Here is a 14337-nt window from a genome sequence, read left to right on the forward strand (position 1 = left end):
AAAAAGAACGACGCACTGTAATCTTAACTGCTTCACAACAGTGCGTCGTTGTGTGGTGCGCATTATAGAGATTTTAGAAATACGTGCAAGTGTTTTTTGTAAAAAATTTGAAAAATCTTTCCGCTTGCTAATTTTTAAATCAAATTGTCTATTTCAGAAACCACTTTTGATTATCTTGTATCAGTTTTAGTCTTCTTTTCCTAAAATCTGATTTATCTCACTTTTATACAGTACTGCTTTAGCACCAAAAACGGCTTGAACACCGCCACCAACTTCTAACACATCAATGGCACCTAATGCTTTTAATTGTGATTTATTGACTTCTTTCACCGCTTTAACCGCCACACGCAATCGGGTGATACATGCATCAACGATTTCAATATTGCTTGCAGAACCTAACGCTTCAATAATTTTATGTGCATTTTCGGTTAATGATGTTGTTTGTTGTTCTACCACTTCTTCTTGATCGTCCCCCCGTCCTGGTGTCATTACATTAAACTTGCGGATTAAGAACAAGAAAGAGAAATAGTAGAGCATCGCCCACGGTATGCCAACGAATACTACACGGATCCAATGCGTATTTTCATTGCCTTGTAGGATACCGAATAATAAGAAATCAATGAAACCACCAGAGAAAGTATTACCAATAGACACATTAAGGAAATCAGCAATATAGAATGACACACCGTCTAAGAAGGCATGGAATACATAGAGCCACGGTGCAACGAATAAGAACATAAATTCAATCGGTTCAGTGATACCCGTAATAAACGAAGTCAATGCAGCGCCAAGGAACAAACCACCTATTGCTTTACGGCGATCTTTCGGTGCTGCATGATACATTGCCAAACAGGCTGCTGGTAAGCCAAACATCATCGTATCAAAACGACCAGCAAAGAAACGAGTTCCCTCAGTAAATAATCCTTGATGATTCGGATCGGCTAATTGTGCAAAAAAGATTTTTTGCGCACCAATAATGGTTTCACCATTCACAACTTCCGTTCCCCCCAATTCTGTATACCAGAAAAGCGGATAAATCATATGGTGTAAACCCACAGCGCCACTCAAACGCATTAAGAAACCGTAGAAGAATGTGCCGATTTCACCCATTGAAGATATACCTTCACCGGCTGAAACCAACCAATTTTGGAAGGTCGGCCAAATTAAAAAGAATACGGCACCAACAAAGATTGCCGCAAATGCCGTTACAATTGGCACAAAACGTGAACCGCCAAAGAACCCTAAAATCTGTGGCAATTGAATATTATGATATTTATTGTGCAGTTTAACCGTGATCAACCCCATCACTAATGAACCAATCACCCCAGTATCAATACCTTTGGTTTCTGGCGAGAAAATAGGGATTAATGCCGCAATCGTCCCGGTCATAATCAAATAACCAACTACAGCAGCTAGTGCCGCCACGCCTTTATCTCGCTTGGCTAAACCAATCCCCAAACCGATACAGAGCAACAACGCAAGATTGGCAAATACCACACTTCCGGCTGCCGCCATAATTTGAAAGATACCTTGCAACGTTGGATTATCCAACATTGGATAAGCTTGCACCGTTGCTTTGTTTGACAACGCACCGCCTATCCCCAATAACAAACCTGCCGCAGGTAATATTGCGATCGGAAGCATAAATGCTTTACCAACCTGTTGAAGTTGTTTAAACATAGTTTTTCTCCTTTTCCTTTTAAGAATAAGATAAGGATAAAACTATTTACTGTTTAAAAATGTGACTTTACTCGCAAAACTTTGTAAAGAGCGGAGTATAAATTCAATATTTACAATCCACATGACAAAAATTCTTCAATTTCAGACCTTTTAGGAATCGCCGTCTGCGCTCCCATTCTCGTTACCGAAATCGCTGCAGCCGCGTGAGCAAAGCGAATAGCATCAAAAGCGGATTTTCCTTCCAATAAGGCTGTAACAAAAGCACCATTAAAGGTATCACCTGCTGCAGTAGTATCTACTGCTTCGACTCTAAAGCCTTGAATAATTTCCCCCTGCCCTTGCTCGCTGTAATAGACGCCTTTTGAACCTAAGGTAATTAACACCGTACTGATTCCAAGCTGATGAAAATGGTTTGCTGCCAATGCGGCACTTTGCTCGTCAGTGACTTTAATACCCGTGAGAATTTCCGCTTCGGTTTCATTTGGGGTGATAATGTCTATTTGTGATAGCAAGGTTTCGGGCAAGGTTTGAGCCGGTGCGGGATTTAGCACAACTTTTACCCCTGCTGCTTTTGCTAATTTTGTGGCTAAAGTGACCGCTTGTAACGGGCTTTCCAACTGCATTAGCAAAATATCTGCTTGTTCGATATAGGCTTTATGCTGTTCAACCAACGCTTCCGACAAATCCGCATTAGCTCCTGCGGAAATCACAATGCTGTTTTCCCCTGAATCTGCCACCTGAATCATCGCCAAACCTGTTGATTGATTAGGAATTGTGCTGATCGCTGATGTATCAATCCCGTCTTGCTCAAAGGCTTGTTTCATTGTTTGACCGATTTGATCCGCCCCTATTACCCCAATAAAAGAAACATTCGCTCCCGCACGTGCCGCTGCTACCGCTTGATTCGCCCCTTTACCGCCATAGGCGATTTGATAGCCATAGCCACTTAATGTTTCGCCTGCTTTTGGAAAATAAGGAACTCGAATCACGTGATCGACATTGATACTGCCAAGTACACAAAGTTTTTTCATCTTTACCACCTATAAAAAAACAAGCGGTTAGTTTTTGCAAATTTTTTGCAAAAAACGACCGCTTGTTTAACATTATTTTGTAATCACTTTTAACGGCACAGGAATTTGTGCATCAACTTTTTCGCCTTTAAGCACTTTATCTGCAATTTCCACACCTAATTCACCGATTTTTTCTGGTTGTTGTGCAATGGTTGCGGCAAGTTGTCCGCCATTGACCGCTTTCACAGCATCATCGGTACCATCAAAGCCGACTACCAAGATATTTTTGCCTGAGGCTTTAATTGCACGCAATGCCCCTAATGCCATTTCATCGTTTTGAGCAAATACTGCTTTAGCTGAACCGTGGCTGGCAAGTAGATTTTCCATAACGTTTAAGCCTTTGGTACGGTCAAAATCAGCAGGTTGGCTAGCAAGTAATTCAAATTGATTTGCTTCCACCGCTTGTTTGAAACCTTCGCCGCGCTCACGGGCAGCGGACGTTCCTGCAATGCCTTCTAATTGAATCACTTTGGCATTTTTACCCACTTTTTCCGCAATAAAATCCCCAGCCATTTTACCGCCAGCGACGTTGTCTGATGCAATATGGCTGACAACAGTGCCTTTATTTGCACCACGGTCTAAAGTGATGACAGGAATGTTTTTCTTATTTGCAACTGCAACAGCTGTACCAACCGCTTCTGAATCCGTTGGGTTGATCAGCAGTACTTTTGCACCACGCACCGTCACATCTTCCACATTAGAAAGCTCTTTGGCAGGATCGTTTTGTGAATCCAATACCACCAAGTTATAACCCAATTCTTTTGCTTTTTGCTCCGCTCCCTCTTTTAAGGTCACGAAAAACGGGTTATCTAATGTTGAGATTGCCAGTGCAATCGTCTCTTTTGCCATTGCTGATGTGCTAAATGCCAAACCTAACGCAATTGCTAACGACGTTAATTTTTTCATAAGAGTCTCCTATGTGATGAAGAATGTTGAGAAAGAACTACTACACTTTTTTACGACCAATAAAGTTATCTAAGATAACCGCTGCTAAAATCACCAGTGCTTTTGCCACTAGCTGATAGTAAGAGTCAATGTCTAATAAATTCAAGGCATTACTCAAGAAACCGATAATCAAAGCACCAATTAACGTGCCGATAATTCGCCCTTTGCCGCCCATTAAGCTGGTTCCACCCACGACAACGGCGGCGATAGCGTCTAGCTCGTAGCCTGTTCCTGCGGTTGGTTGAGCTGAACCTAAACGAGAAGTCACAATCAACCCTGCGAGTGCGGCTAAAACGCCACTGACCGCAAACACGAACAGCTTCACTTTGTTTACATTAATGCCTGACAACGCCGTTGCTGATTCATTGCCGCCTAAAGCATAAATGTAACGACCGATTCGAGTTTGGGTGAGAATAAACCAGCCTAATGCAAATAAGCTGAACATCAACCACACTGGCACAGGAATACCGAGCCAAATTCCCGTACCGATTTCCGCAAAGGCATCAGCACTTTCAGAAAATCCCGTACTAATCGGGCGACCGCCCATATAAATCATCGTTACGCCACGTAATAACAACATCATAATCAACGTTGCCATAAAAGCCTGAACTTTGCCGAAAGCCACCAACGAACCATTCATCAAACCGATCAGTCCGCCGAAGATCAACACCAGCGGAACCACTAGATACACAGGCAGATCCATTCCAATCAATGTTGCCGCCACTGCCCCCGTGAGAGCCAATACCGAGCCGACCGACAAATCAATGCCAGCAATTAAAATCACAAAGGTCATTCCAATGGCAATAATCGCATTCACCGACGTTTGACGCAGAATATTGAGCAGGTTATCGGCGGTAAAAAAATCGGGATTTAAAAATGAGACCACCACAATCAACACTATCAACGCAATAATTGAACGTTGATCGATTAAAAATTTGGTTAAGTTAAATGATTTATTCATTTGCAAATTTCCTCTTAAATCTAACCGCTTGTTTTGCCAATGGCAGCCGCTAATAACTTCTCTTGTGTGGCTTCTTGACGAGAAAACTCACCGCTAATTTGCCCCTCTCGCATCACTAAAATGCGATCAGACATTCCCAACACTTCAGGCATATCGGACGACACCAAAATAATGCTCAACCCTTCGGCTTTAAATTTATTGATAAGTTGATAAATCTCTTTTTTTGCCCCCACATCAACGCCACGAGTTGGTTCATCTAAAATCAATACTGTTGGGCGAGTCATTAAGCCTTTGGCTATCGCGACTTTTTGTTGATTACCGCCCGACAATTCACCAATCACTTTATCGGCATTCGGCGTTTTGATATTGAACAGCTCGATAAAATCGTTGACCACCATTTGCTCTCGAATTTTGTCGATTCGTCCATAGTGGGAGAGATGTTCTAAAGCGGTGAGCGACATATTCTCTTTTACCGACATTCCCAGCACTAAACCATCGCCTTTACGATCTTCGGAAATATAGACAATGCCGTTGTCCAAGCCTTGCTGTGCTGTATGGTTATGAATCGGCTTGCCGTTTAACTTAACTTCGCCAGACGTTCTTGGCAAAGCACCATAAAGCACTTTCATCAATTCCGTTCGCCCTGCCCCCATTAGGCCCGACACCCCAAGAATTTCACCTTTTTTCAAGTTAAAAGAGACTTGCTGTACGCCACTGCCTGATAAATGATTCACTTCAAGGCAAACATCGCCTTGAGCCGTGTCGATATGCGGATATTGCTCTTCCAATTTCCGACCAACCATCATTTCAATCAGTTCATCTTCGGTTAAATCTGCCACCGCTTTTTCACCGATAAATTGCCCATCACGCAACACGGTTACATCATCACAAATTTGGAAAATTTCTTTAATACGGTGGGAAATATAGACAATGCCACGCCCTTCGGCTTTGAGCTCACGGATCACGGCAAACAGAGCTTCGGTTTCTGTATCGGTAAGTGCGTCGGTTGGCTCATCCATCACGATGACCTGCGATTCAAAACTCAAGGCTTTCGCAATTTCAACCATTTGCCGTTCACCAATCGAAAGCTCACTGGCAGGCAGTTTACTCGAATGGCGAACACCAAGACGAGCTAACAAGCGGTCGGATTCCGCATACATTTTACGCCAGTCAATGCCACCCCACGCATTAGTAAATTCACGCCCCAAAAAGATATTTTCCGCAATCGACAAATTCCCCAAGATATTTAGCTCTTGGTGAATAATGCTCAAGCCAGCCTCTTGCGAAGCCTTGGGGTTGGCAAATTTTACCGCTTTGCCGAGATATTCAATCGTGCCTGCATCTCGCTGATAAATGCCTGTTAGAATTTTCATTAAGGTCGATTTGCCTGCCCCATTTTCCCCCATTAACGCCATCGCTCTACCCGCATAAACTTTCAAACAAGCATTTTTCAAGGCTTGCACACCGGGGAAAGCTTTATCTATACCGCGAATATCAAGTAAGGTTTTCATTATTTCACCTAAAACGGAACGCCAGAATAGAGAATCACATTTGCATAAGGGCTACATTCGCCTGTTCGCACCACGCCTTTTGCTTGGTTGCTCTGTTGCTTAAATTCGCTGTGGGGGAGATAAACAATCTCAATGCTATTTTGTTGCTGTTCAGCCGTTTGCTGAATAATGGCGAGCAACTGCTGTTCAACCTGTGGATTAATAGTTTTGATCTCTTCGGCTAATACGATTTTTTCAACAAACAGCTCACTTAACACCGCTTGTAAGGTCGTTAGAAAATCAGGCACGCCTTTCGTGAGAGCAAGATCAACGCAATGCTGCTCGGTCGGAATCGGCAAGCCAGCATCGCAAATGGTTAACCCGTCTGTATGCCCCATTGTTGCAATCAAATGAGAAAGTTGAGCATTTAAAATTGTTGTCTTTTTCATCGCACACCGCCTTTTAAAATCATCGAAACGTTTCGATAGCAAAACAATAGATAAAAAATAACCAAAAGGCAATTAAGTTATATTAAAAATGTGAAGTGCTTCAAAAAATTGTTAGAAAGAGTCTCGTACGACTAATTCAGGCGTTAATTTGATCGTTTCAATCGCCGTTTCAGGCTGATGAATCCGCTGAATTAATTTTTCTACCGCCGCTTTCGCCAAGCGTGCTTTGGGCTGATGAATGGTAGAAAGGGGAGGATAGAGATATTGAGCCAACTCGATATTATCGTAGCCAATCAGGGCGATATCTTGCGGAATGCGTAAACCTGCACGGTAAATGGCTTGATATGCACCGATAGCGATGCTGTCGCTCATTGCAAATACGGCTTTTGGGAGATGATTTAACGCCAGTAGCTGATTCATTGCTTCTACACCTCCATCATAATGGAAATGGCTCTCAATAATCCATTCAGGGTGGATTGGCAAATTTTTCTCTAAAAGCGATCGCTTGTAGCCAGCTAATCGATTTGCGGCTAAAGGTTTGGTGAGTTCGCCAGTGATAACTGCAATATCGGTATAACCAGCTTCAATTAATGCATTTGTAGCAAGATAACCACCTAATTCTGAATTTTCATGAATAATATCGGCATTTAATAGTTGCTGCCACCAGTCGATTACAACCATAGGCAAAGTTAAGTCTGATATTACACTTAAATCAAAATCTTGCGGTTCAGCACACATCAGCAATAAACCATCGACTTGTTTAAGTAATAGCCGTTCTAAATGTTTCTGTAAATTTTGACTGTTACCATCAGTATTGACCAAAATAAGATGATAGTTGTGTCGTTCACAATAACGCTCTACGTGATGTACTACTTCTGCAAAAAAGGGATTATTACTCGTGGTAACAATCATTCCTATGGTGTTGGTTTCCTTTATTTTAAGGCTACGTGCAACTAACGATGGACGGTAATTGAGTTCTTCGATCACCTTTTTGACTTTCTGTGTAATCTCTTCACTCACAAAGCGTGAATTATTTACCACGTGAGAAACGGTGGAAAGTGAGACTCCAGCAATACGGGCAATATCCTTCATTGTTGCCATAACAAATACCTTTTACAAAAAAGAGACTAAATCTAACTGCTTGTAAAAAACAAAACGCCTTAATACCGAACATATTAAGGCGTTTTTAACTATGAATTAACGTCTATTCGCTAATTTTGTTTTCGTAAGTTCGTAAACACGCAGTTTTGCAATTTCTCTGGACAATTTAGCAGTTAAATCTGCTTCATTTGTCTTACTCATTGTTTCTTCTGCTTTGCGTTTTGCGGCAAGAATACGTTGTTCATCGAGTTCTTCACCACGAATTGCTACATCCGCAAGGACAGTAACAACCGTTGGTTGTACTTCAAGGAATCCGCCAGAAACATAGATATATTCTTCTTTGTTATCTTCCAAAGTGAATTTAACCATTCCTGGTTTAATCGCTGTTAATAGTGGAGTGTGTCCTGCATAGACACCTAACTCCCCATCTACCCCTGAAACGCGAACACTCGTGACTTGACCTTCAAAAATTTTACGCTCTGCACTTACGACAGTGAGTTCAAATGATGCCATTTTGTTCTCCTTTGTTCAAAGAACAATTACATCTTATTGGCTCTTTCAACCACTTCGTCAATTGAACCAGCCATATAGAACGCTTGTTCTGGAATATGGTCGTATTCGCCTGCTAAAATGCCTTTAAAGCCACGGATGGTTTCTTTTAATGGAACATATTTGCCTGGTGTACTGTTGAATACCTCTGCCACAAAGAATGGCTGAGATAGGAAGCGTTCAATTTTACGCGCACGAGCAACCACTAATTTGTCATCTTCTGATAACTCATCCATACCAAGAATTGCGATAATATCTTTCAACTCTTTGTAACGTTGAAGCGTTTTTTGTACGCCACGTGCAACATCATAATGCTCTTGACCAACAACGAGTGGGTCTAATTGACGTGATGTTGAATCAAGCGGGTCGATCGCAGGGTAAATACCTAAAGATGCGATGTTACGGCTTAATACAACCGTTGAGTCTAAGTGAGCAAAGGTTGTTGCTGGAGATGGGTCAGTTAAGTCATCCGCAGGAACGTAAACCGCTTGTACAGAGGTGATAGAACCTGTTTTGGTTGAAGTGATACGCTCTTGTAACACACCCATCTCTTCTGCAAGGGTTGGTTGATAACCTACCGCAGACGGCATACGACCTAATAACGCTGACACTTCCGTACCTGCAAGGGTATAACGGTAGATGTTATCTACGAAGAATAATACGTCACGACCTTCGTCACGGAATTTTTCTGCCATGGTTAAGCCAGTTAATGCCACACGTAAACGGTTACCCGGTGGCTCATTCATCTGACCATAAACCAGTGATACTTTGTCTAATACGTTAGAGTCTTTCATCTCGTGGTAGAAGTCGTTACCTTCACGGGTACGCTCACCAACGCCCGCAAACACTGAGTAACCTGAGTGTTCGATTGCGATGTTACGGATTAACTCCATCATATTTACGGTTTTACCTACGCCCGCACCACCGAACAAGCCAACTTTACCCCCTTTAGCAAACGGTGCAATCAAGTCGATAACTTTGATCCCTGTTTCTAAAAGTTCTGTACTGTTTGCTTGATCTTCGTAGCTTGGTGCTGCACGGTGAATCGTCCAACGCTCTTCTTCACCGATAGGACCCGCTTCGTCAATTGGCTCACCTAATACGTTCATAATACGACCAAGTGTTTTTGTACCAACTGGCACTTCAATCGCTTTGTTCGTATTTTCAACTTTTAAGCCACGTTTTAAACCATCAGATGTACCAAGAGCGATACAGCGTACTACGCCACCGCCTAATTGTTGTTGAACTTCAAGGGTTAATCCTGATTCAACTTTTAATGCATCATAAACTTTTGGTACTGCATCTTGTGGAAACTCAACATCGATTACCGCACCGATGATTTGTACAATTTTTCCCGTTGCCATTACCGTTCCTCTATTCTATGTTAAATTGCTGCGGCACCCGCGACAATTTCATTTAATTCATTCGTAATACTTGCTTGACGAGCTTTGTTATACACCAACTGTAACTCATTAATTAAATTACCTGCGTTATCTGTTGCTGCTTTCATCGCTACCATTCGAGCCGCCTGTTCAGAAGCGAGATTATCTACGATCGCTTGGTAAACTTGAGATTCTAAATAGCGTACAAGTAGGCTATCTAGCAAGACTTTTGGATTTGGCTCATAGAGATAATCCCACGAACCTTTGCTGTCCAAGTCATCATTTTCAAGTTCTGGCAATGGAAGTAATTTCTGCATTGTCGGTTTTTGAGACATTGTATTGACAAAACGGTTATAGACGATATGAACTTCATCCACCTCACCATTTCGATATGCCTCAACCATACCGTTGACAATACCAACTAAATCTTCCATTGCTGGGGTATCGCCTAAGCCTGTAACTTGCGCTTTGACATCAAGCCCCATTGATTGGAAAAATGATACAGCTTTATTTCCAACTAACCCTAAGCGAGCATCAATTCCTTTATCTTTGCGTGATTTTAATTCATTTAAAACTGTTTTAAACAAATTGATGTTTAAACCACCACATAAGCCACGATCCGTTGAAACTACTAAAAGCCCAACTTTTTTGACTTCACGCTCAGTTAAAAAAGGATGTTTATAATCAATACTTCCTTTGGCAATATGGCTAATTACCTTACGAATGGCATCTGAATAAGGACGTGATGCAGACATTCTTTCTTGCGTTTTACGCATTTTAGATGCCGCAACCATTTCCATCGCTTTGGTAATTTTCTGTGTATTACGAACACTTGCAATTTTGGTTCTTATCTCTTTAGCACCTGCCATATTTTTTCTCCGCTAAAGTAGATTACCAAGCACTATTCTTTTTGAAACTATCTAAAATTTCGATCAATTTTGCTTTGATAGTGTCATTGAAATCGCCTGATTTACTTAAATCTTTCATAAACTCTGCATAATTGCTGTTTGCATAAGCTAAAAGATTTGATTCAAACGAACCTACACGTTCAACTTCAACATCATCTAAGTAACCAAATTCTGCAGCCGCAAGAGATAAACCTAATTGCGCGACCGACATTGGTTCAAATTGTTTCTGTTTAAGTAATTCAGTTACTTTTTGACCGTGTGAAAGTTGTTTACGTGTTGCATCATCAAGATCAGATGCAAATTGCGCGAATGCAGCAAGTTCACGATACTGAGCTAGTGCAGTACGGATACCACCCGCTAATTTTTTAACCAGTTTAGTTTGCGCAGAACCACCTACACGAGAAACCGAAATACCTGGGTTTACCGCTGGACGAATACCGGCATTAAAGAAACTCGTTTCTAAGAAGATCTGACCATCAGTAATCGAAATTACGTTGGTTGGAACGAATGCAGAAACATCACCTGCTTGGGTTTCGATGATTGGTAATGCGGTTAATGAGCCTGTTTGACCTTTTACTGCACCGTTAGTGAAACGTTCAACATAGTCTGCATTTACACGCGCTGCACGTTCAAGTAAGCGAGAGTGTAGGTAGAACACATCACCTGGATACGCTTCACGACCTGGTGGACGACGTAATAACAATGAAATTTGACGGTAAGCAACTGCTTGCTTAGATAAATCATCATAAACGATTAGCGCATCTTCACCACGATCACGGAAGTATTCACCCATCGCACAACCTGCGTAAGGTGCAAGGTATTGTAATGCTGCAGACTCAGATGCAGAAGCAACAACCACAATAGTGTTCGCTAACGCACCGTGCTCTTCTAATTTACGCACAACGTTAGAGATTGTTGATGCTTTTTGACCAATCGCCACGTAGATACATTTAATACCTGAATCACGTTGGTTGATGATCGCATCGATTGCTAATGCCGTTTTACCAGTTTGACGGTCACCGATGATCAACTCACGCTGACCACGACCGATTGGCACCATTGAGTCAACCGCTTTATAACCAGTTTGAACTGGTTGATCAACAGATTGACGGTCGATAACGCCTGGCGCAATCACTTCGATTGGCGAGAAGCCATCGTTTTCGATTTCGCCTTTACCATCAATTGGCTGACCTAAGGTATTTACCACACGACCTAATAAACCACGGCCTACTGGCACTTCTAAAATACGCCCCGTGCATTTAACTTCCATACCTTCCGCTAAATCTGCGTACGGACCCATTACCACGGCACCAACTGAATCTCTTTCTAAGTTAAGAGCAATCGCATAACGATTACCCGGTAATGCAATCATTTCACCTTGCATTACATCAGCAAGCCCGTGGATACGAATAACCCCGTCGCTTACTGAAACGATTGTACCAGTGCTTTGTGCTTCACTCACCACATTGAACTGTGCAATACGTTTTTTAATCAATTCACTAATTTCTGTAGAATTTAGTTGCATTTTCTATTCCTCTTACAAGCACAACTCTTGGCTCAAACGATTTAACTGACCACGGCTACTACCATCAATCACAATATCATCATAACGGATGATCACACCTGCAATTAACGAAGCATCCACATTCGCCGTAATTCGCACTTCACTATTTAGCTTCTGTTTCATCGCCTTAGCGATTTTCTCTTCCTGTGCTTTGGTTAATTGTGTTGCAGATGTAACAAACACATCTTTAACTGATTCATATTCTGCACGGATTTGATTAAAACTAGCTAAAACTGAAGGTAACGCCGAAAGACGCTTATTCTCAGCCATAACTCGAATGAAATTTTGCCCATATTGATCGAGTTGATCACCACAAATTGCGATAAACGTATCGGCAATTTGAGTGGCTGCAGAAGATGAATGAATAAAGTGTTGTACATCTTCATTTTCAGCAACCAATGCAGAAAACTGTAACATTTCCTGCCATTTATCTAACTGACCTTGTTCTAAAGCAAAATCAAAAGCTGCTTTAGCATAGGGGCGAGCTACTGTTGTTAATTGTGACATCTGCCCCCCTCAATTATAATTCTGCAACTAGCTTATCAATGATGTCATTGTTTGCCGCTGCATCAACAGAACGACCCACAATTTTCTCTGCACCCGCAACTGCCAATGCAGCGACTTTCTGACGAAGCTCTTCTTGAACACGTCTGCGTTCGTTTTCCACTTCAGCATAACCTTGTTCAATAATTTTCGCTTTTTCTGCTTCAGCTTCTGCTTGTACAGATTCTAAAATTTCATTGCGACGTTTTGTTGCTAAATCAATGATATGTTGCGCTTCCTCACGAGCTTTAGCGAGCTCTTGCTCAACTAAAACTTTAGTATCCGCTTGTTCTTGTTTCGCTTTTTCAGCGCTTGCAAGCGCATCTGCAATGTTAGCTTGACGCGTTTCAATCGCTTTGATAAGCGGTGGCCACACAAACTTCATACAGAACCACACAAACAGTGCGAATGCAATCAGTTGGCCTATTAGTGTTGCATTTAAGTTCACAACGCCCTCCTTAAGTCGGCTAAGTTACATAAAAGTAACTACGGTTAAAACAAATCCGACTTATTTCAATAAATCAATGAACGGGTTTGCGAAGATGAAAAGTAAAGAGATACCTACTGCAATCATTGCAATCGCATCTAAAAGACCTGCAACGATAAACATTTTAGTTTGTAAGCTGCTTGCTAATTCAGGCTGACGAGCAGAAGATTCTAAGAATTTACCACCTAAAATCGCAAAGCCGATTGCTGTACCAAGTGCAGCAAAAGCAAGTAGGATTGATGCGCCAATAATAGTTGCTGTAATTACAGTTTCCATAATGTTCTCCATAAAGTAAGGAAGTTAGCCTAACGGCTAGGGTTAATAAAAAAGTTAAATTAATATGATCGGGCTTCACAAGCGGTCAGATTTTTGTAAAATTTTACAAGAAAGCAACCGCTTACTAATCCAATTTGTTTAGTGGTCTGCTTTATTATAAGCAATACTCAAGTAAACAATCGTTAGCATCATAAAGATAAATGCCTGTAGCGTAATCACAAGAATATGGAAAATCGCCCAAGCTAAATGTAACGGCAAACCTAATGCTTGAAGCAAGAAGTTATCCGCCATATACATCACGGCAATCAGGATAAAGATTAACTCACCTGCATACATATTACCGAATAAACGGAATGCCAAAGAAATCGGTTTCGCCAATAACGTCACGATCTCAAGCACAAAGTTTACAGGAATAAACGCCCAATGATTAAATGGGTGAAGCGTGTACTCTTTAACGAAACCAGAAAAACCTTTCGATTTAATCGTATAAAAAATGATTAAACAGAAAACACAAATTGCCATACCTAAGGTTGCACTAATGTCTGCTGTTGGCACAGCGCGCAAATAGTCAATGCCTAAAAGTGAAGCAAATTGTGGTGGATAATCCACAGGAATTAAGTCGATAGCATTCATCACGAACACCCAGCAGAAGACCGTCAAAGCTAAAGGAGCAACCACTTCACGACTACCGTGAAAGTTCTCTTTAACCAAACCATCAACCCACTCGACAATCATTTCAACAAAACATTGAAACTTACCTGGTACGCCATCGGTCGCATTCTTCGCCACACGAGAGAAGAAAAACAGGAAAATTGCACCCGCTACTAAGGAAAAAAACAAAGTATCTAAATGCACATTCCAAAAACCGTCCCCTGTTTTCAAGAACGATAAGTGGTGACCAATATAGTCAGCCGTTGTTTGACCAGCCATAG

15 protein-coding genes are annotated in these 14337 nt (G+C 41.6%); all 15 read right to left on the reverse strand.

Annotation, left to right across the window (positions count from 1 at the left end; translation table 11 throughout):
* Window positions 1–186: 186 nt before the first annotated feature.
* Entirely contained in the window at window positions 187–1680 is a 1494-nt protein-coding gene (locus C5N92_RS10445) for a PTS transporter subunit EIIC (protein WP_111750788.1), read from the reverse strand.
* Window positions 1681–1790: 110 nt separating this feature from the next.
* Window positions 1791–2711 (reverse strand): ribokinase, encoded by a 921-nt coding sequence (rbsK, locus tag C5N92_RS10450; RefSeq protein WP_111750789.1) that lies wholly within the window; start codon window positions 2709–2711, stop codon window positions 1791–1793.
* Window positions 2712–2783: 72 nt separating this feature from the next.
* Window positions 2784–3656: a ribose ABC transporter substrate-binding protein RbsB gene (rbsB, locus tag C5N92_RS10455; protein WP_111750790.1), complete on the reverse strand. Its 873-nt coding sequence runs from the start codon at window positions 3654–3656 to the stop codon at window positions 2784–2786.
* Between the two features lie 40 nt (window positions 3657–3696).
* Window positions 3697–4656 carry a ribose ABC transporter permease gene (rbsC, locus tag C5N92_RS10460; protein WP_111750791.1) on the reverse strand — a complete coding sequence of 320 codons (960 nt, stop codon included), beginning with the start codon at window positions 4654–4656 and terminating at the stop codon, window positions 3697–3699.
* Window positions 4657–4676: 20 nt separating this feature from the next.
* Complete coding sequence (gene rbsA, locus C5N92_RS10465; protein ID WP_111750792.1) at window positions 4677–6167, reverse strand: ribose ABC transporter ATP-binding protein RbsA; 1491 nt, start codon at window positions 6165–6167, stop codon at window positions 4677–4679.
* 8 nt (window positions 6168–6175) lie between these two features.
* A complete protein-coding gene (gene rbsD / locus C5N92_RS10470; protein ID WP_111750793.1) occupies window positions 6176–6595 on the reverse strand; it encodes a D-ribose pyranase in 420 nt (139 codons plus the stop codon).
* 111 nt (window positions 6596–6706) lie between these two features.
* Window positions 6707–7696, reverse strand: a complete 990-nt coding sequence (locus C5N92_RS10475; protein WP_111750794.1) for a substrate-binding domain-containing protein — start codon at window positions 7694–7696, stop codon at window positions 6707–6709.
* A 96-nt stretch (window positions 7697–7792) separates the two neighbouring features.
* Complete coding sequence (locus C5N92_RS10480; RefSeq protein WP_111750795.1) at window positions 7793–8209, reverse strand: F0F1 ATP synthase subunit epsilon; 417 nt, start codon at window positions 8207–8209, stop codon at window positions 7793–7795.
* A gap of 26 nt (window positions 8210–8235) precedes the next feature.
* Window positions 8236–9609: a F0F1 ATP synthase subunit beta gene (gene atpD, locus C5N92_RS10485; RefSeq protein WP_111750796.1), complete on the reverse strand. Its 1374-nt coding sequence runs from the start codon at window positions 9607–9609 to the stop codon at window positions 8236–8238.
* Window positions 9610–9629: 20 nt separating this feature from the next.
* Window positions 9630–10496 carry a F0F1 ATP synthase subunit gamma gene (atpG, locus tag C5N92_RS10490; protein ID WP_111750797.1) on the reverse strand — a complete coding sequence of 289 codons (867 nt, stop codon included), beginning with the start codon at window positions 10494–10496 and terminating at the stop codon, window positions 9630–9632.
* 22 nt (window positions 10497–10518) lie between these two features.
* Window positions 10519–12060, reverse strand: coding sequence for a F0F1 ATP synthase subunit alpha (gene atpA, locus C5N92_RS10495; protein WP_111750798.1), 1542 nt, complete (start codon window positions 12058–12060; stop codon window positions 10519–10521).
* A gap of 12 nt (window positions 12061–12072) precedes the next feature.
* Complete coding sequence (gene atpH, locus C5N92_RS10500) at window positions 12073–12606, reverse strand: F0F1 ATP synthase subunit delta (RefSeq protein WP_111750799.1); 534 nt, start codon at window positions 12604–12606, stop codon at window positions 12073–12075.
* Between the two features lie 13 nt (window positions 12607–12619).
* Window positions 12620–13090: a F0F1 ATP synthase subunit B gene (atpF, locus tag C5N92_RS10505; RefSeq protein WP_005713636.1), complete on the reverse strand. Its 471-nt coding sequence runs from the start codon at window positions 13088–13090 to the stop codon at window positions 12620–12622.
* Window positions 13091–13150: 60 nt separating this feature from the next.
* Window positions 13151–13405, reverse strand: coding sequence for a F0F1 ATP synthase subunit C (gene atpE, locus C5N92_RS10510; RefSeq protein WP_005713637.1), 255 nt, complete (start codon window positions 13403–13405; stop codon window positions 13151–13153).
* A 138-nt stretch (window positions 13406–13543) separates the two neighbouring features.
* The gene (atpB, locus tag C5N92_RS10515; protein WP_111750800.1) at window positions 13544–14335 is read right to left on the reverse strand and encodes a F0F1 ATP synthase subunit A; all 792 of its coding nucleotides are present in this window, start codon (window positions 14333–14335) and stop codon (window positions 13544–13546) included.
* Window positions 14336–14337 lie beyond the last annotated feature (2 nt).

Source organism: Glaesserella australis, assembly GCF_003260095.1.
GTDB classification, from domain to species: domain Bacteria; phylum Pseudomonadota; class Gammaproteobacteria; order Enterobacterales; family Pasteurellaceae; genus Glaesserella; species Glaesserella australis.